The 20,477-nt window shown below is 36.5% G+C and carries 9 protein-coding genes; 7 read left to right on the top strand and 2 right to left on the bottom strand.

Annotated elements, in window-relative coordinates; genetic code table 11:
- The first annotated feature begins 11 nt into the window (after positions 1-11).
- The 7 genes from DCO46_RS08385 to DCO46_RS08355 all read left to right on the top strand — a co-directional run bounded on the left by DCO46_RS08385 (position 12) and on the right by DCO46_RS08355 (position 15,433).
- Positions 12-2,213: an alpha-galactosidase gene (locus tag DCO46_RS08385; protein ID WP_116752113.1), complete on the top strand. Its 2,202-nt coding sequence runs from the start codon at positions 12-14 to the stop codon at positions 2,211-2,213.
- 68 nt (positions 2,214-2,281) lie between these two features.
- Positions 2,282-3,298: a GntR family transcriptional regulator gene (locus DCO46_RS08380; RefSeq protein WP_116752112.1), complete on the top strand. Its 1,017-nt coding sequence runs from the start codon at positions 2,282-2,284 to the stop codon at positions 3,296-3,298.
- A gap of 3 nt (positions 3,299-3,301) precedes the next feature.
- On the top strand, positions 3,302-4,894 hold the full coding sequence (locus DCO46_RS08375) for a solute:sodium symporter family transporter (protein WP_116752111.1): 1,593 nt from the start codon (positions 3,302-3,304) through the stop codon (positions 4,892-4,894).
- Positions 4,895-5,314: 420 nt separating this feature from the next.
- Complete coding sequence (locus DCO46_RS08370) at positions 5,315-8,341, top strand: SusC/RagA family TonB-linked outer membrane protein (protein WP_116752110.1); 3,027 nt, start codon at positions 5,315-5,317, stop codon at positions 8,339-8,341.
- Between the two features lie 26 nt (positions 8,342-8,367).
- On the top strand, positions 8,368-9,900 hold the full coding sequence (locus tag DCO46_RS08365; RefSeq protein WP_116752109.1) for a RagB/SusD family nutrient uptake outer membrane protein: 1,533 nt from the start codon (positions 8,368-8,370) through the stop codon (positions 9,898-9,900).
- Between the two features lie 189 nt (positions 9,901-10,089).
- Positions 10,090-13,035: a discoidin domain-containing protein gene (locus tag DCO46_RS08360; RefSeq protein ID WP_116752108.1), complete on the top strand. Its 2,946-nt coding sequence runs from the start codon at positions 10,090-10,092 to the stop codon at positions 13,033-13,035.
- 58 nt (positions 13,036-13,093) lie between these two features.
- A complete protein-coding gene (locus DCO46_RS08355; RefSeq protein WP_116752107.1) occupies positions 13,094-15,433 on the top strand; it encodes a glycosyl hydrolase family 95 catalytic domain-containing protein in 2,340 nt (779 codons plus the stop codon).
- 223 nt (positions 15,434-15,656) lie between these two features.
- Here DCO46_RS08355 and DCO46_RS08350 read toward each other — a convergent pair whose 3' ends face one another.
- Together DCO46_RS08350 and DCO46_RS08345 are read right to left on the bottom strand one after the other, a co-directional pair.
- On the bottom strand, positions 15,657-18,965 hold the full coding sequence (locus tag DCO46_RS08350; protein WP_116752106.1) for a DUF5107 domain-containing protein: 3,309 nt from the start codon (positions 18,963-18,965) through the stop codon (positions 15,657-15,659).
- An 18-nt stretch (positions 18,966-18,983) separates the two neighbouring features.
- Positions 18,984-20,393 carry a sugar porter family MFS transporter gene (locus DCO46_RS08345; RefSeq protein WP_116752105.1) on the bottom strand — a complete coding sequence of 470 codons (1,410 nt, stop codon included), beginning with the start codon at positions 20,391-20,393 and terminating at the stop codon, positions 18,984-18,986.
- Positions 20,394-20,477: the final 84 nt, after the last annotated feature.

The raw sequence follows: 20,477 nt of genomic DNA, 5'->3' as shown, positions 1-20,477 counted from the left end.
CACATAATAAAATGAAAAAACAATTTACAACTTTAAGGCAGTCTTTTGCGATAGCATTTTTTATTCTCACGAGTTATTGTTCAGTAACTGCACAGCAGATTATTACGGTAAAAACAAAAAGCAATGCATTGGTTTTACAAGTAACTCCCGGGAAAGAAGTAAACACTATTTACTTAGGAGAAAAACTGGCAAACGATTCAGAATACACAAAAATACAAGCTCAGTATCGTCAGGGAACAGATTACTCCGGTATTTATAATGCAGCTTATACGGCATCGGGATCTAAAAATTTGTTAGAACCTGCCATTACCGTAACGCATGCTGACGGAAATACTTCGCTTGATTTGTTATACGTAAGTCATGAAACAAACAAAATTAGTACAGGAGTTTTTCAAACTGATATTACGCTAAAAGATCCTGTTTATCCGGTTGAGGTTCATTTGTTTATTCAGTCTTATTTTGATAATGATGTAATTGAGCAGTGGACAACCATTCAGCATAATGAAAAAGCAAGTATTACTTTAAATAAATATGCTTCGGCTAATTTATATCTTAAAGGATATAATAACTTTTACCTGAACCAATATCATGGTGACTGGGCAAAAGAAATGCAACCGGAAGAAACTAAGTTGACGCACGGAATCAAAGTGTTAGATTCTAAATTAGGATCACGTACTAATTTATTTCAGCCATCTGTATTTATGGTTTCTTTAGACAAACCAGCTTCAGAAGACGAAGGAAAAGTTTTGTTTGCAGGTTTAGAATGGTCAGGAAATTTTAGAACCGATTTAGAATTAGATCCTTTAAATAATCTTCGTGTTATTTCGGGAATTAATAATGCAGCGGCGGCTTATAAATTAGCTAAAAACGAAGTGTTTACAACGCCTAAATTTTGGTACACTTTATCATCAAAAGGAAAAGGAACTGCAAGCCGTAATTTGCACGACTGGTCAAGAAGTCATAAAATCCTTGACGGAAAAGGAGATCGTTTAACTTTGTTAAACAACTGGGAAGCGACTTATTTTAATTTTGATGAAAAGAAACTAAAAGTTCTTATCGCCGATAGTAAAAAACTGGGTGTTGATATGTTTTTGTTAGATGATGGATGGTTCGGTAATACTTATCCTCGTAACAATGATGATGCAGCTTTAGGAGATTGGGAGGTTAACAAAAAGAAATTACCAAACGGAATTGGAACTCTTGTAAAAACAGCCAAAGACAATCAGGTAAAATTCGGAATATGGATTGAACCTGAAATGGTAAATCCGGCGAGTGATTTGTATAAAAAACATCCGGAATGGGTGATTAAACAAGCCGGAAGAGCAGAACATTATTTCCGTAATCAATTGGTTTTAGACTTATCAAACCCAAAAGTTCAGGATTTTGTTTATGGAGTGGTAGACAATCTTTTTACAGAAAATCCGGAATTGGCTTATATCAAATGGGATTGTAATGCGGTAATTTATAATGCCTATTCAGGTAATTTAAAAGACAATCAGAATAATTTCTACACCGATTATGTAAACGGACTTTATAAAGTATTGGAGCGCATTCGTGTAAAATATCCAAAAGTTCCCATGATGCTTTGTTCCGGCGGCGGCGGAAGAGTAGATTACGGAGCGTTAAAATACTTTACTGAATTCTGGCCAAGTGATAACACAGATCCTCTGGAGCGTGTATACATGCAATGGGAATACTCGTATTTTTATCCGGCTCTTACAATTGCAGCGCACGTTACAGACTGGGGAAAACAGTCTATAAAATACCGTACAGATGTTGCCATGATGGGAAGATTAGGTTTTGACATTGTGGTGAAAGATTTAAACGAAAAAGATTTGACTTTTACACAGCAAGCCATCAAAAATTACAATGCATTGAGCAGTACAATCTGGCAGGGAGATCAATATCGTCTTCAAAATCCGTGGGGTAATGATGTAGCATCGGTAATGTTTATGAACAAAAACGGAAACGAAGCAGTAATGTTTAGTTATTCTGTTAATTCAAGATACGAAGCCGGAACACATCTTCCGATAAAATTAAAAGGATTGCAGGCAGGACAAAACTATAAAGTAGAAGAAATCAATGTGTATCCGGATAAAAAAGCTTCTGTAGAAACAGCGGTATATTCCGGAGATTTTTTGATGCAGGTTGGAATTAATCCAAATGTAACAGTATCAAATAACAGCGTTGTTTTAAAAATCACGAAGGCCTAAAATAAATTTCAAACATTAGTATATATTTGTACTATATATTTTCTAAATAAATACCTATTAAAACGTTTATGAAGCAAATTATTCAACAGATAAAAAATCTTGAATCAATTAATTCCCTATCCAAACACGAGCAGCTGGTTCAGGGAATAATTAATGCCATTGATGAAAAGGTAGTAACAAAAGGTGATCTGCTTCCATCTGTAAATACTTTTATAAGCGAATTGGGTTTTGCAAGAGAAACTATTGCCAAAGCTTACAAAGAACTTGTTCACAGAGGAATTATCGAATCAAAAAACCGACTGGGCTATTTCGTTGCGACCAATGATGTAAAACAAGAATTAAAAGTAGCGTTGCTGATATTTGCATTTGATATTTTTCAGGAAACGTTTTATGAAAATTTCAGAAAAGGACTTGGAAAAAATGTACAGTTGGACATCTTTTTTCATCACAATAATTTTGATACGTTCGAAAATATTATTCAAAGTATAAAAGGAAAATACGGAATGTTTGTTATCGCTCCGATTCCGAATAAAAAAACACCGGATGTTTTAAAACAGCTGCCAACAAACAGAGTATTGCTGGTAGACCGTTTTATAGAAACAGATGAAGATTACAATTATGTTGCACAAGAGTTTGGAGATTCGTCTTACAATGCTTTTGTGCAGCTTAAAGATAAAATTAAAAAGTACGACGAGCTCGTTTTCTTCTTCAAGCCTTCGTCTGCAGAACCTAATGAGATTTTAAATTCATTTAAAAGATTCATGAAGGATTATGATATCAAAGGCGTTATAAAAGAAGAATACACGGCGGGTTCTCTCGAAAAAGGAAAAGTATATTTTACAATTCACAATCTCGAACTTTGGGAAATGCTGAAAGACTCTAAAATAAAAGGACTTAAGATTGGTACCGACATTGGTTTTATTTCGCACAACGATGATATCGTAAAAGAAATCATTTTTGACGGTGTAACCACATTTTCTACAGATTTTGCTGAAATGGGAAAGAAAGCCGCTGATTTTGTGTTGAACAGAAAAAAGACACAAGAGATTATTCCAACAATTCTTATTGATAGAAATTCGTTGTAATTTATGAATGTTTTATCCATTGTTAGTTTTTTACTGATTACAGGTTTAGTCGCTGTTATTTCAGCCATAAAAACGCGAAAAAGAAAGGTACAAACCACAAGCGGACTTTTTTTTGCAGATCATAACAATAACTTTTTTATAGTTGGAGGCGCTTTATTGCTTAGCAATATAAGCGCCAACCAGTTTATAGGCGAAAACGAATCCATCTACACCAACAACATGAGCGTAATGGCATGGGGCGTAAGTTCTGTGCTGGCGATGCTGCTTGTGGCCGAGTTTTTTCTGCCTATTTATTTTCGTACGGGAGCTATGACAATTCCCGATTATCTGGGAAAACGGTATGATGATTCGACTAAAAGACTGGTATCGATTATATTTTTGTGCAGTTATATTGTCAACTTACTTCCCGCAGTATTGTACGGCGGAGCAGTTGCCCTGACCGGAATGTTCAATTTCTTATATCCTTTAGAATTAACCTACTGGCAGAATATCTGGGTTATGGTCTGGCTGATAGGACTTACAGGCTGTGCTTATTCGGTTTTAGGCGGTTTGCGAGCAATATCGATTAGTGACACGGTTTTAAGTATTGGCCTATTGATCATTGGTATTGCTTTTCCTTACTTTGGATTTAAATTTTTAGGAAACGGAGACTGGTTCAAAGGGCTTCATATTTTATTTTCAGAACATAAAGAACATTTAAATTCCATAGGAGGGCCGAAGGACGAAATTCCGTTGAGCACCATTTTTACAGGAATGTTTATTATGAACCTCTATTATTGGGGAATGGAACAGTTTATCGTTCAGCAGGCACTTTCGGCAAAAAGTTTATCACATAGCCAGAAAGGAATGGGACTTGCCTGTTTAGGAAAATTGTTATGTCCTTTTATTATCAATATTCCCGGATTGGTTGGAGTTCATCTTTATCAAAACCTTGAAAATACTGCTGAGGTTTTTCCTCTTGTTGTAAAAGATACACTGCCCGGAGTTATGATTGGTTTGACAGCTGCAGTAGTTCTGGGAGCTGCCATAAGTACTTTTAATGCAGGATTAAATAGCAGCAGTACCTTATTTGTGTTAAACCTTTATAAACCGTGGTTAGAGAAAAAAAATAAAGAGGTAACAGAAAAACATCTGGTTTATACCGGACGTAAATTCGAGATCATTGTATCGGCTTTGGCGATGTTTTCTGCTCCGTTTATAATCTTCAGCAAAGCAGGTTTTTATACCTATCTGCAGCAGTTGAGCGGTATGTTCTGCCTGCCTATTTTCACCATTATTCTGATTGGCTTTGTGTTTAAAAAAGTACCGCCTCAGGCAGCAAAAACCGGAATGGTATTTTTTATTCTAGGCTATATTATTTTTAACTACGTACTCAATATCAAATTGCATTACCTGCATATGCTGGCACTTTTATTTGTTCTTACTTCTGTGTGTATGCTATTGGTTGCTAAGTTCTATCCCGGGTATAATTATATCGAAATAAAACTGGAATCGGTTGAATTATCGCCCTGGAAAAACCGCTATTGGTATTTTGGGATTTTAATAATCGGTATGATAGGCGTCTTTGTTTTATTTTCAAAATGGGGAGTAGCGTAGGAACGTATCAGGGAAAAACGTAGAGATGCACTGCCGTGCGTCTCTACGTTTTTTTTGTTTATATCGGGTGAAATATCATAGAAATTGTTCCAAATTATTTCTACGATTTTGCAGGTAAATTATACCAGTTTTCTTTTTTAAAATTATAATCCTCTTCCATTTTGTCTCAGATTTCCTTAGTTTATACATTCCTTTATTTTCTTTTTCCTTTTTAAAGCTTGGTATTTATATCAAAGCCGAAATAAATCATCAAAAAAAATATCAAATTCTTAAAACATAAATTTGGATGTAATGAAAATATTTGTATGTTTGTATTGTTGTAGTATAGTATAGTATAAGTCAATTCGTTTTCTCATATTTTAATGCTCAATAAAAGAAAAAACTAACTCACTAATTTATTAACTAAAAAACCAAATTATTATGAGAATTGCAATAAGATACTTATGCTTCTTAGTAGTTATGATGTGTGCCGGTACACTTTACTCCCAAACCATAACCGGTAAAGTTACAGACAATGAAAATTTACCATTGCCAGGCGCCACTATTCTGGTAAAAGGTACACAGAACTCTACAGTAACAGACATAGATGGCAGTTATAAATTGTCAAACGTAAAAACGGGTTCCTCTATAGAGTTCAAGTTTATAGGGTTTAATCCACAAACTGTTGTTGCTAATAAATCTGAAATTAATGTTTCTTTGACTCCGGCTACTCAGGAATTAAATGAAATTGTAATAGTTGGAGCCGCAATGAAAAAGGGAGATCTAACGGGTGCTGTAAGCAGTGTTTCGGGTGATAAACTTAGAGAAACTCCTACGCCAAATGTAGTGCAGGCGCTGCAAGGGCGTGCCTCTGGTGTATATGTACAGCAAAATGCTGTGCCGGGTCAGACAGGTACAATAAGAATTAGGGGGAATAATTCTCTAAATTTTGGCGGTAACCCAATATTTGTAATCGATGGTTTGATTACCGACAGTAATTTTGAAAACATTAATCCTGACGATATTGCAAGTATGGAAGTTCTTAAAGATGCTTCTGCTACTGCATTATACGGTTCAAGAGCAGCTAATGGAGTAATAGTTATTACGACAAAAAAAGGTTCAAGATCAGGAGAAGCAAAAATACAGTATGATACATGGACAGGTATATCTGAATTTGCAAGAACTATTCCGTTGATGAATGGACAGCAGTTATTTGATCTAAGAGTTGACGCTTATGCAAATCGCTATATGGATGAGAATCCTGCCGCTGATCGTGCTGCATATGTTAATCAAATTAAGTCGGATGGTTCGACTGTATTTGCGCCTTATGAACTGGAATCTTACAGAACAGGTAAAAGTTACGATTGGTTAGATCAGGTAACGCGTTCAGGTTTTCAGACGAATCATAATTTGAGTTTTAGCGGAGGCGGAGAAAAGGGAACTTATTTTGTGAGTTTTAATTATGTTAATCAGGAGGGACTTCTTAAAAACTCTGATTTTAAAAGATATAATGGAAAAATTAACCTTACGCAGGATTTAAAATCATGGCTGCAGTTTGGTACCAATACTACTTTTTCAAGAAGCGAGAGCAATTATCAGGAAGGGAGTGCCTTTGGTGTCGCATTGGGAGCAAATCCACTATTACCGATAGACTCTAAAGCTACTTATCTTCGTTATGGTGAAGTATTCGACCAAAACCTTTATAATCCGATAACAAGTCTTGATATCATAAATTCAAGCATGCGTAATAGACTTACAAGCAGTAATTTTTTAAGTGCAAAACCGGTAAAGGGACTTGATATCAGGACTACTTTATCTGTAGATATTGCAGATCAGGCAAATTTTGATTATGTGCCAAGTTACACAGGACAGTCACTTAGAAATTCTATGGATGGGGAAGCACATCATTATAGATATTCACAATTGAATTATCAGTGGGATAATACCGTAAGTTATAGTAGAGTTTTTGCTCTAAAGCATGACGTAAGCATAATGGGAGGATTTTCTGTAATGAGTAATTCAGGTAACAGTACAGATGTAAGAGCTCGCGGATTTGTGAGTGATGATTTGACCTATATGGCATTATCAGGAGCATATCAAAAAGAGAATGCGCAGTTAAGCTCAAATTTTACAGATTATTCGAACCAATCGTATTTCGCAAGAGCGAACTATACTTTTGATGGTAAATACAATATTACAGGTACAATAAGAAGAGATGGCTCTTCTAAATTTGGTCCTAATAACAAATGGGGAACCTTTCCTTCAATAGCAGGAAGCTGGGACATTGCCAAAGAAAATTTCCTTTCAGGATTTGAAAAATTAAACCAGCTTAAGTTTCGTGTAGGCTATGGTATGGTAGGTAATCAAAATGTAGATGCTTACAGGTATTTTGCCTTATATAATGCACAAGTGAGTAATAATTCCGGGACTTACGTGTCTGATAATTATATTGATAATTTTGATTTAAAATGGGAAAAACAGAAACAATTTAATGTTGGACTAGATGCTGGTTTCTTTCAAAACAGACTGACTGCAAGTGCTAATTATTTCCATATAAATAATGATGATCTATTAATGCTGCGTAATATGCCGGTTTCATCAGGATATAAATATAAGCTGGATAATATTGGTTCTACAACTAATGAGGGTATAGAATTAGAACTTAGCGGTGACATTATTAAAAACAAAGATTTTAAATGGAATATTTCTGCCAATATATCATCGGCAAAAAATAAGGTTACAAAACTTTACGGAGATGCTACAGAGATATACAAATTGGGAGGTTATAGTAATAACGAGATCCAGCGTACCGGTAACTTTTTCTTAGGCCAATCGGTAAACACAGTTTATGTTTTTCAATATGATGGTATAGCACAGCAGGGAGAAGACCTTAGCGGAGTAAATTATGGAAGCCGAACTGTTCAGGCTGGGGATATTAAAATTAAAGACCGTAATGGTGACGGTGTAATAAATGACCAGGACAGGTATGTGGTTGGCGATTTGAATCCTGATTATTATGGTGGTTTTTCTACAGATTTTAAATATAAAGGTTTTGGACTAAACGCAGTATTTGCTTATTCAATAGGAGGTAAAAGACCAAGCGGTATTTACGAAAGCTATATGAACTCAGGAGGAATGAGTGCTGCACATACAGACCTTTTGGATCGTTGGACTCCAACCAATACCAATACAGATGTACCAAGAGCCTATTATGGAGGTGGTAGATATACTCTGGGTGAGACAGATAAAGCAATTCAGGATGCTTCATTCTTAAGATTAAATACACTTACATTATCGTATACATTACAAGACAAAGTTACAGAAAGTGTTTTTCTTAAAAATGTAAGGTTTTATCTAACAGGATCGAATTTGTTTATTGTAACTAAATATAAAGGATATGATCCTGAAGGAGGAGATTCTTATCCTTTATCCAGAATGATAGTTATGGGATTAAATGTATCTCTTTAATCAAATTAATTTTAAAAATTATTTTTATGAAAGCAAAAATTATAGCCTTTATGGCCCTGGCAATATTATCAGCCTCCTGTTCTTCTGATTTTTTGGATGAAGAGCCCAAAAGTTCGCTTACTGCTGCCCAGGCATATGGCAGTTTAGGTAAAATAGAGCCTGTTCTCTTAGGAGCTATAACGAATTGGAGAAATATGCAAAAAGACCGTGCAGGGCTTTATACTTCTCTTGGTACAGATGAAGCACAACAAGGAGCTTTGCAGGTAACCGGAGATGCAAATCAGGCAGGACTTGATTTGTACAATGGTTTTTTAAGCCAGGAGAATCAGGCAATTGGACAATTGTGGAATGACAGATGGCCAGTAATCGAAGTTGCTGCACAAACTATTAGAGCATTAGGGACCAATACCGAAGAAGATAGCGCAAAACGTGATCTTCTAATGGGCGAAGCTAGTTTTTTAAGAGCAACATTAATGTTTGAACTTACGCAATATTGGGGTGAAATACCTATTAATGATAAAGCAAAAACTGCAGAATATGGTTTAAAACGTCAGCCTCTTGACTTGGTTTATTCTACTATAGTTGCCGATTTAGAAAGAGCAATTCAAAAACTTCCTGTAACACAGAGCAATCCTGCATTTCCTGCAAAAGGTGTGGCTCAGGCACTTTTGGGAAAAGTATATCTATATGCTCCGGAAGCGTCAGGATACCGTGACTTCGCTAAAGCAAAGCAATGGTTTGAAGAAGTTATTAAATCTGGAAAATATAGTTTACTGCCTAATTACGCAGATGTTTTTAGCCCGGATCATGCTAATTCTCCGGAATCCTTATATGAATGGCAATACAATAATAACTGGCCTGATAACAACCAGATACAATGGCAGACAGGTTCAAGAGTTTTAGCAAATATAAACCAATATGCTTATTTTGGAGGTTATGACCTTATACTTCCTACTCAATATTGTTATAAAGACAAAACAGATGGAGGAATATGGGAAGCAGGTGATGTACGTAAAGATGCCAGTATCCGTTATGATTTTACTTATAAGGGAGTTACACCTACACTTCCTGCTGGTTTTGGTGGTGATGAACTCGATCCGCACATTAAAAAATATGAAGATATTCGTGTAGAGGGAAAACAATCATTCTGGAATTCAGGAAAAAATAAAATATACATCAGGTACTCGGATGTATTACTTAACTACGCAGAATGTTTAAATGAATTAGGAAGCACAACAGAAGCTGAAGGATATGTTAATCAGGTTCGTAAAAGAGCTTTTGGAGGAACATTACCTGACGCAATGAAATGGAGCGGACTTTCTCAACCTCAGTTTAGAGAGCAAATTCTTGATGAACGTATGCGTGAATTAGCTTTTGAAGGATGGAGAAGAATGGATCTTATCCGTACAGGAAAATTGGTGGAATTAGTAAAAGCCCGTAACAAATGGGCAAAACAAAACGGTACAATTGCCGCATTTCACAACCGTTATCCTATTCCAATCGGAGAGATCAAACTTAATGATGAGATTGGTCCGGAAGATCAGAATACCGGGTATTAATATCTTTTAGAAAAGTTTTAATATAGTTTTATCGTTTGGTCATGTGATTTTGGTTAATATCACAGTTTTTTGATTTGTAATGCCATTTTGGGTATAGGTAATAACAGTACTAATTGAGTTTTCTGTTAAAAAAACTTATTCCAAAATGGCATTCTTATTTTACAATTTTTTTATCATTCAAATAACAATATGAAATTCCATACTATTCAAATTTATATCTACTTATTTGTTTTAAATGCTCTGTCGTTGAGCTTTTATGCTCAGAATAAAGTAAGCCTAAACTCTTCAGATGTTGTCTGGAAAGTAAAACCGCAGGCAGAATTAGGAAACGACAGCCTCAAAATGTTTACTCCGGATTATTCAGCTGCAGATTGGGTAAAAGCGGTAGTTCCGGGTACGGTTTTTAATTCCTATGTAGTAAGTGGTTTAGAAAAAGATCCCAACTTTGGCGATAATATTTATCAGGTCGATAAATCAAAATACGATCGCAGTTTTTGGTATCGTTCCGAATTCACCATTCCCGAAAATTTTACCAAAGAAATCATCTGGCTCAACTTTGAAGGAATCAATCGCGAAGGCGATATTTACCTTAACGGAAAAAAACTAGCCACTCTTAGCGGAATGATGCAGCGCGGTAAATTTGATATTACAAAAACGGTACATCGCAAAGCAAAAAATGTCCTTACTATTTTAGTAAGTATTCCAAAACAGCCTTTAAACAATTACGGAAGCCCGACTTATATTTCAAGTGCAGGCTGGGACTGGATGCCTTACGTGCCGGGATTAAACTCCGGAATTACAGATGATGTTTTTTTAAGCAATACAGATAAAGTTACCATTGAAGACCCTTGGGTTCATACCAGTCTGCCCACTAATGCCCGTGCAGACCTCGAAATAAAAGTAGACCTTAAAAATTCATCTACGCAAAATCAGGAAGGAGTTTTGACTGGTGTGATAATGCCCGGAAATATTACTTTCTCTAAAAAAATAAGCCTAGATGCAAACGCAGTTACAAGTGTAAAATTAAGCAAAGAACAATTTCCGGAACTTTCAATTCAAAACCCTAAATTATGGTGGCCAAATGGTTATGGAGATCCTAATTTATATACGTGCCAGTTCACCTTTAAAACAGGAAATCAAGTTTCAGATTCCCAAAAAATAAACTTCGGGATCAAAAAATATACTTACGATACAGAAGGTGGTGTTTTGCATATTTCCATTAACGGAAAACGTGTTTTTCTTAAAGGAGGAAATTGGGGAATGAGCGAATATATGCTTCGCTGCAGAGGCGAAGAATACGATTTGAAAGTCAAACTTCACAAAGAAATGAATTACAATATTATTCGTAACTGGTTAGGTTCAACAACAGATGATGAATTTTACCAGGCCTGCGATAAATACGGTATTATGGTTTGGGATGATTTTTGGCTAAATGCAAATCCGAATCTTCCTTTAGATATCCACGTTTTCAACAGCAATGTAATCGAAAAAATAAAAAGGGTTCGAAATCATGCCAGTATTGCCATCTGGTGCGGAAATAATGAAGGTTTACCTCAGCCTCCGCTGAATGGCTGGATTGCCGAAAACATCAAGACTTTTGACAACAGCGACCGTTATTATCAGCCATGTTCTAATACAGGAAATCTGAGTGGTAGCGGACTTTGGGGCAATAAAGATCCAAGGTTTTATTTTACAAAATACCCGGAACCTTATGTGGGTACAGGCGACGGCCCAAGCTGGGGTTTAAGATCTGAAATTGGTACAGCCGTTTTTCCGAATATGGAAAGTTTCAAAAAATTTATTCCGGAAAAAGACTGGTGGCCAAGAAACGATATGTGGGACAAACATTTTTTTGGACAAAAAGCCTTTAATGCTTCTCCCGATAATTACGATAAAAGCATAACAGAACGTTACGGCAAACCAAATAATCTGGAAGAATATACCAGAAAAGCCCAATTATTAAATATCGAAACCAACAAAGCCATGTACGAAGGCTGGCTGGATCATATGTGGGAAGATGCTTCGGGAATAATGATCTGGATGAGCCAGTCCTCTTATCCAAGTATGGTTTGGCAGACTTACGATTATTATTATGACTTAACAGGAGCGTATTGGGGTGTAAAATCAGCCTGCGAACCTATGCATATTCAATGGAGTCCGGTAAATAATTCCGTTAAAGTAATTAATACTACAGGAACTGATTTCAAGAATTTAACTGCCGAAGCAACGGTTTATAATTTAGATGGAAAATCAGTAGCGAAGTTCAGCCAGAACGCCGTCGTAGATTCTTATTCAAATACAGCAACAGAAAGTTTCGTAATTCCGTTTTATTCCAATCAGAAAGATTTAGCTTTTCAAAAAAATGTTATTGCATCTTCTACAGATGGAGGAAACACTAAAGATATTACAGACGGCGATTCAAATACCCGCTGGGCAAGTAAATCAACAGATGATGAATGGATTTATGTAGATCTTGAAAATGAATATATCATAAATCGCGTAGTTTTAAACTGGGAAAATGCATACGGGAAAGAATATAAAATTCAAATAAGTACAGATGCCAAAAATTGGACAGATGTAAGTACTATTAAAGATGGAAAACAAGGACTTCAGAATATTTCGTTTGATGAAACAAAAGGCCGTTATGTTCGGATGCTGGGAATAAAACGGGGTTCCGGCTGGGGATATTCATTGTATGATTTCAAAATTTTTGGAGCAGAGACTAACGCCGATACTTCCAGTTTAAGTCCGGTACATTTCATCCGATTAAAACTAAAAGATGACCAGAATAAAGTAATCAGTGAGAATTTTTACTGGAGAGGTTCAAATATGAAAGATTTCACAGATTTGAATAAATTGCCAAAAGCAAACGTAAATGTTTCCAGTAAAGTGGTAAAACAAAACGGGAAATACGTTATTAAATCGAAGATTTCAAGCCCGTCAGGAATTGCATTCGGAATCCGGATACAAGCAGTAAATGACAAATCAGGAACTCAGATATTACCGGCAATTGTGAGCGATAGCTATTTTACTTTGCTAAAAGGAGAAAGTAAAGAAGTTACAATAGAATTTGAAGAATCAGTTTTAAAAAATGGAGAAAAACCAGTTATAAAAGCAATTCCTTATAACAAATAATCAGCCTTAATCCTGCAAGGTTTCTAAAACCTTGTAGGTATAATTTAAAGACTACAATATGAATATCAAAAAAATCAAAGCATTACTCTTTATACTAATCCCCATTTTAGGTTATTCGCAAAATAATCCACTGGAATTATGGTATACAAAACCGGCATCACAATGGGAAGAAACATTACCCTTAGGAAACGGGCGTTTGGGAATTATGCCCGACGGCGGCGTTACAACCGAGACATTGGTTCTGAATGATATTACCCTTTGGAGCGGATCACCACAGGACGCCAACAATTATAAAGCATATACTTTTTTACCTCAAATAAGAGAATTATTATTAGCCCATAAAAACAGCGATGCAGAGAAACTCATAAACGAGAATTTTGTTTGTACAGGGCCAGGTTCAGGAAGCGGCGACGGAGCAAATGTACAATTTGGATGTTATCAGGTTTTAGGAAATATGACCCTGAAATTTGATTATAAAACCAAATCGGAAGCCATAAATTACAGCCGAAACCTGGATTTACAAACCGCATTATCATCAACGCAATTTACCATTGACGGAGTTACTTATAAGCGTGAATATTTTGCAGGTTTTGGTGACGATGCCCTTTTCGTAAAACTGAGCTCCAGTAAAAAAGGAAAACTGAATTTTACCGTACAGTTAGACCGGCCGGAACATTTTAAAACTGTAAATGAGAATAACAATTCCCTTGTTATGACAGGTCAGCTGAACAATGGAACTGACGGAAAAGGAATGAAATATAAAGCCAAAGTAAAAGCTAAAACAACAGACGGAACTGTTTTATATACCAATAATACAATTGAAATAAAAAATGCCACGGAAGTTGTGCTTTATATATCCGCAGGAACAGATTTTAAAGATAAAAATTTTGAATCTTCTGCAGATAAAATTTTAGAAGCTGCGATACAGAAAAAATATCAGGATCAGAAGAAAATCCATATTCAGAATTATCAGAAATTGTTTAACCGTGTGGCATTAAATTTTGGAAAATCAGCAAAAAAGGTACTGCCAACAAATGAACGTTTAGATGCTTTTTTAAAAGAACCTGATTCAGATACCGAACTTCCGGTTTTGTTTTACCAATACGGACGTTATTTAAGCATCAGCAGTACAAGAGCTGGGTTATTGCCTCCAAATTTGCAAGGATTATGGGCACATCAGGTACAGACACCATGGAACGGAGATTATCATCTTGATGTAAATGTTCAGATGAATCATTGGGCACTGGAAACAGGGAATCTTTCAGAATTAAATCTCCCACTAAAAGATTTGGTAAAAGGAATGGTTCCTTACGGAGAAAAAACAGCCAAAGCCTATTACAATGCCGATGGCTGGGTAGCGCACGTAATTACCAATGTCTGGGGATTTACAGAACCTGGCGAAAGTGCATCATGGGGAATTGCAAAAGCGGGTTCAGGCTGGTTGTGCAACAATTTATGGAACCACTATTTGTATACAAACGATCAAGCTTATCTGGCAGAAATCTATCCAATTATAAAAGGTGCCGCTCAGTTTTATAACAGTATGCTCGTAAAAGACCCGGAAACCGGCTGGCTGGTAACCTCGCCGTCAGTTTCTCCCGAAAATTCATTTTCCTTGCCAAATGGCCAGGATGCCCACGTTTGTATGGGACCAACAATTGACAATCAGATTGTACGTGAATTATTTGATAACGTAATTGCAGCATCTGCAAAATTAGATTTGGATAATGATTTAAGAACAGAACTTCAAAAACGGTTAAAACTATTACCACCGCCGGGAGTGATTAGTCCCGACGGAAGAATTCAGGAATGGCTCAAACCATATAAAGAACCAGATGCGCAGCATCGACACATTTCTCATTTATACGGATTATATCCTGCCTCTCTAATAACTCCTGAAAGCACACCGGAACTTGCCGAAGCAGCTAAAAAAACACTTGAAGTAAGAGGAGATGACGGGCCAAGCTGGTCAATTGCCTATAAAATGCTGTTCTGGTCTCGTTTGAAAGATGGAAACAGAGCGTATAAATTATTAAAAACAATATTAAGACCAACATTGGCTACCAATATCAATTATGGAGCAGGAGGAGGAGTTTATCCAAACTTGCTTTCAGCAGGTCCGCCATTTCAAATTGATGGAAACTTTGGAGCTGCAGCAGGAATTGGCGAAATGCTGATTCAAAGCCACGCCGGATTTATTGAATTATTGCCTGCTATGCCCGATGTTTGGTTAAAGGAAGGTGAAGTAAAAGGGCTTAAAGCCGAAGGAAACTTTACCATAAACATGAAATGGGAAAAAGGAAAAATCACCAAATATGAAATATTATCTCCTGTTCCGGCAAAAGTAAAAGTGAAAGTAAACGGAGAGTTAAAAGAGATTACATCTTCTAAATTATAGAGCGTGATTCCTGCAAGGTTTGGAAAACCTTGTAGGTTTAATAATCGATACTATTTGTCATTCCGAGAAACGAGGAATCTCCGCAAGTAACTCTGTAAAGTGTGTAAATCTTTGTCGATTCAGCAATGGAGATCCTTCGTTCCTCAGGATGACAAGGCTGTGAAAACAAAAAAGGTTGATGAAATTAATCATCAACCTTTTTATTTAAACCACCAATACTACTTTAAACAAAAACCGATTCTTCATTTTTCAATAAAGACAAATGTATCGTAACGCCTGAGTGACTCTTTTCATCTGTAAGAACTGTTTCGAAAGTCTGTTCAGCTTCCGCTTTTTTATCAAGACCCAAAAGGCCTAATCCTTTCATGTAGAGACAGTGAATTTTGTTTCGTTTATCTAAATCATCTTCCCAAATCATAAGATCTGGCAGCGATACCGCAAAATAATCGATCGTGATAGAATCGTTTGCATGTTTTTGGGCATACGCCACTAACTTTTCAAAACGTTTACCGGCCTCGGCAGCATTATTTAATTTTAAGAATGCCAAACCCTGATAGAAAATTTTGTCCGGCTGCTGATCATTATAAAAAATAGCGGCTGTAGGTTCTTCTAATCCCTGAGTTGCTTTTTGCCACCAGTTTTGAGCTTCTTTCAGATCATTTTTCTTTTCGTAAGCAACGCCAAGCCAGTAATGAATATCATTTTCCTGTGCGCCCGGCAGTTTTCCTTCGCCTAAATTATCAGGATAAATTTGAGCCTGTTCCAAAAGTTCTATCGCTGCGTCATAATTTCCTTGAGAGATTTGCTGTTTTGCAATTTCAGTTAACGAAATAAGATATTGTCCACTTACTTTTCCTTCGCCACCTTCCCACGGATGGAAAATTCGGTTTTGTAATAAAGTAAGTGCTTTATCGTGTTTTCCTAAAAGATTATAAATAGCAGTTCTTTCTAAATAAACATCATCACGCTGAATTACCAATTCTAAATGTTTTTCTAAGAAAGCAAGTCTGAAAACTAAATCTCTGTTCAAACGTTTGTACAATTGGTCTAATTCCATCAGGATTCTTGAATCTTCTAAATCCAATGAAAAAGCTTTTTCTAAACTCAAAAGTGCTTTTTGTTCGTCGCCCAGTTTGTTGTAATACGCCAATGACAAATTACGATGTACCGTAGGGAAACTATTGTCTATAGCAACAGATTGTTCCCAGCAGGAAATAGCATCATCATAAAACTTCGCAGCATACCAAAAATTACCTAAATAATACAACGCTTTAGCATCATTGGTTTGTTTCTCAATTACATTTTGAAGTACCAGCGCAGCTTCAACCTGATTTGGGAAACAATAATCCGGTTTTGCCTCAGAAGCCATTTTGAAACATTTTTCGGCTTGACCGAAATCATTTAATTTTTCATAAAAAGAACCTGCAAAATACCATGCCATTGGATATGTATTTTCGTCTTTCAGCCCCTGAGTTAATAAGCTGGCCGCTTCTTCATAAAAGCCCGCTGCTGCATAATCCAAAGCATATTCGATATACGTATGAATATTGTTTCGGATAAGAGAATTAAAATAGCTGAGGTCTTTTTTATCATGACTTAAAAGATATTTCTCGTAAAGCAATCCAAAATTAAAACAGTCGTCTTGCAAATAGCTGTTTATAAGGGCAAGCGCTTTTTCTTTTTGATTTAATTTTCGAAGAAGCGTCACTTGAAAATGCAATGCTTTATGATCCTCAGTATTTTTAGAAATTGCTTTTTTAATATGTGTTAATGCCAAATCATAATCGCCTTTTAGTGCATCAAGCTGGGCAACATAAAAATAACCCTGATTTTGCCAGGCCGCATTCCATGTTGATTTATAAAAAGCCGCGTAAGCATCTTCGTTTTTATTTTGATATTTAAGACATAATCCTAAATTGAAATACGCTTCACCTTCATACGGATTTGGATTTCGTTGCGTCAGCGTTTTTATGGCTGCTCTAAAATAAGGTTCAGCTTCTTTAAATTTTGCCCTGCGCATTAACCACAATCCCATTGCATTATTCGAACGAATGTCTCCAGAATCACGTTTTATAGCTTCTTCGTAATACGGAATCGGACTGTAAGTTGCGTGTCTGTATTGTTCTAAATGCTGAGCCGTTAGAAACAATTGTTCGTTATTTACAATATCTTCCGGAGCAAGAGCAGGTTTTGCAGCTTCTGGAATTTCATCTTCGTTTTGACCTTCGTAATTCCAATCCACCAAAACTTTATCATCTGTATCGGTTACAGCAATTGATAAACCTTCTAAACCAAAATTAAAATCAATGGTTTCTTCAAACGAATTGTATGGCGATGCATCATATTGTTTTTGGAATATAACAACATCATTATTTTTTAAAGTAACAGTTGTTTTAGGATAAACGCCCGTTGTATAAGCTTTAATGACTAATTTATCATCAATGCTTTCTAAATTAACCATCGCATTTTTGGTCGCATTTTTCACAATCCCCAAATCACGGTATGGCATAAAATATTGCGTAAAATCCTTTTGTTCGCCCGGCATAATCCACGTAAAATCCGGTTGATTATCCGTATAAACACCACACATTAATTCAATATACGGGCCGTCTTCATCCGTAAGGTTACGATCCCATGCGCGACCGAAATCTCCGTGTCCCCAGGTCCATTGTTTTTTTCCCGGAGAAACATGATGATTCGCTACGTGAAGTAATCCGCCTTTTGAATCATTTTCGTATCCGCCCACAAAATTATATTTAGAGGCAATCGCCATATATGACGTTGGAACCGGAATATTTTTATAACGTGAAATATCAGTTCCCGGCGAATAATCGACTTTATAATATGTTCCTTTTGCAATTGGGAAAGAAGAAACATCGCGTTTTCCATGATCAAAAACAGCATTTACATCTGGTGGAAAAACAGACTGATAATCATCATTTACCTTAACTGCCGGATTTGCCCACCATAAAAAAGTCTGCGGGAACGATGTTCTGTTGTATAACTGCGCTTTGATTTCTAAATAAGCCTTATCAGGATATAATCGGAATCCTGCCATACCTTTGGTTCTAAACATACGTTCGACTTCGCTGCACCAAACTGTTGCACTTCCGTCTTCGTGTTCTTCTATAGTGAAATCAACCGCATCAAAAGTAGTGGGTCTGTGATGCTGCGGCCAGTTAAACTCAATTCCGCCAGAAATCCACGGACCTGTAAGTCCTACCAATGCAGGTTTTACCACCTGATTGTAATACACAAAATGGCGATTTTTAGTTTTATCATACGCCATATGAACCCGTCCGCCAAGTTCAGGCAAAATCATTATTTTGATAAATTCATTTTCAAGATAAACCGCCTGATATTCTTTGTTGGTTTTTTCATCTGCTATTTTTTCAATAACCGGATACGGGTATACAGATCCGTTACTTCCCTGATACACTCTTTTCTCAATAAACACAGGATTTTTTTCAGGTTTGCCCACCTCATAAGTTGGCAGGATTATTTTTTCCTTCCAAACATTTACTTTTTGCATGATGTAATGAAATTTAGATTATTGAATATTCTTCGATTGATGATCAGAAACCATTAGTTCCTCAATCTCTTCAAGACTTTTGTTTTTTGTTTCAGGAAGTTTTCTGAAAACAAATACAAATCCTAGGGCGCAGATAATACCGTACACCCAGAAAGTTCCTGAAGTGCCCAGGTATTCGTTGAAAATTGGAAATGTCTGCACCAATAAAGCAGAAGCAATCCAGAGCGCAAATGTGGCTATTGACATCGCAACACCTCTTATTCGGTTTGGGAAAATTTCAGATAAAATAACCCAGGTAATAGGAGCAAGGGACATGGCGTAGATTGCAATGGCTAATAATACCAGTAATAATAAAGGAAAACCGGTAACATTGATATAATAAAAATAGCCCAATAAAGCATAGATTATCGCCAATGCAGCAGAGCCAAAAAGCATTAATTTTTTACGTCCAATTTTATCTACAGTTCCCATCGCAACCAACGTAAAAACTAAGTTGATGCTTCCGGTAATTACGATATTCATAAACAAATCGTTGATGCTGTAACCGGCTGAAACAAAGATTTCCTGAGCGTAATTAAAGATGATATTAATACCACACCATTGCTGAAAAGCGGCCAGAACAATTCCAATTGTCAATATTGGCAAAGCCTTTTTGTCCAGTAACATTTTGAAATCTGTTTTCTCTGTTTCGTCTGTAAAAGTTTCTTTTATTTTTGTGATAGCTTCTTTTCCGTAAGCTAATCCGCCAATTTTGGTAAGCGTTGCTTCTGCGGTATCATTTTTTCCTTTTTTAGCCAGATATCTGGGGCTTTCGGGAATTAAAAACATTAAAAGGAAGAATAAAACTGCCGGGAAAAATCCTGCCCAAAACATCCATCTCCAGCCCGTTTGACCGTTCCATGAAGCCAGAATTTGAGCGTGCGTATAACCGGCAGGAATAACTTCTGTAATCAGCATATTGGTAATTTGTGCGGCCAGAATTCCTATAACAACGGTAAGCTGGTTAATCGATACAAAAAGCCCGCGGGTTTCCTGGGGTGCAATTTCTGCGATATATAAGGGAGATATTGTAGAGGCAATTCCAATTCCGATGCCCCCAATAATACGCCAGATAATAAATACCGTAAAGGTTTCTGAAGCTCCGGTACCAAGTGCACATAAGGAGAATAATACGGCAGCAACGATTAACATTGGACGTCTTCCGTAGGTGTCTGCCAGTTTTCCGGCAACTGCAGCACCTGCCACACAGCCAACAAGGGCACTGCTCATAGCCCATCCCTGAAGGGCAGGAGAATCTGTGATTCCAAAATAAATTTCGTAAAATGGTTTTGCACCACCTATTACAACCCAGTCGTAACCAAAGAGTAAACCACCCAATGCTGCAACAAGGCTAATTGATAGTAAAAAGGTATAATTATAATTTTTCATAAAAAGGTTTTAATAGCTTTTGTAAAATTAGCGGAATAGGAACCTTTGATTTATGGATATTTTTTTTGAATAGATGGATTATAA

This window comes from Flavobacterium sp. HTF, from assembly GCF_003105115.1.
Classification (GTDB): domain Bacteria; phylum Bacteroidota; class Bacteroidia; order Flavobacteriales; family Flavobacteriaceae; genus Flavobacterium.
This window is presented reverse-complemented; position numbering and strand designations above follow the sequence as displayed.

Excerpts from the sequence above, each read along its gene's own strand:
- DCO46_RS08385 (WP_116752113.1), top strand. The coding sequence starts at position 12 with ATGAAAAAACAATTTACAACTTTAAGGCAGTCTTTTGCGATAGCATTT.
- DCO46_RS08380 (WP_116752112.1), top strand. The coding sequence starts at position 2,282 with ATGAAGCAAATTATTCAACAGATAAAAAATCTTGAATCAATTAATTCC.
- DCO46_RS08375 (WP_116752111.1), top strand. The coding sequence starts at position 3,302 with ATGAATGTTTTATCCATTGTTAGTTTTTTACTGATTACAGGTTTAGTC.
- DCO46_RS08370 (WP_116752110.1), top strand. The coding sequence starts at position 5,315 with ATGAGAATTGCAATAAGATACTTATGCTTCTTAGTAGTTATGATGTGT.
- DCO46_RS08365 (WP_116752109.1), top strand. The coding sequence starts at position 8,368 with ATGAAAGCAAAAATTATAGCCTTTATGGCCCTGGCAATATTATCAGCC.
- DCO46_RS08360 (WP_116752108.1), top strand. The coding sequence starts at position 10,090 with ATGAAATTCCATACTATTCAAATTTATATCTACTTATTTGTTTTAAAT.
- DCO46_RS08355 (WP_116752107.1), top strand. The coding sequence starts at position 13,094 with ATGAATATCAAAAAAATCAAAGCATTACTCTTTATACTAATCCCCATT.
- DCO46_RS08350 (WP_116752106.1), bottom strand. The coding sequence starts at position 18,965 with ATGCAAAAAGTAAATGTTTGGAAGGAAAAAATAATCCTGCCAACTTAT.
- DCO46_RS08345 (WP_116752105.1), bottom strand. The coding sequence starts at position 20,393 with ATGAAAAATTATAATTATACCTTTTTACTATCAATTAGCCTTGTTGCA.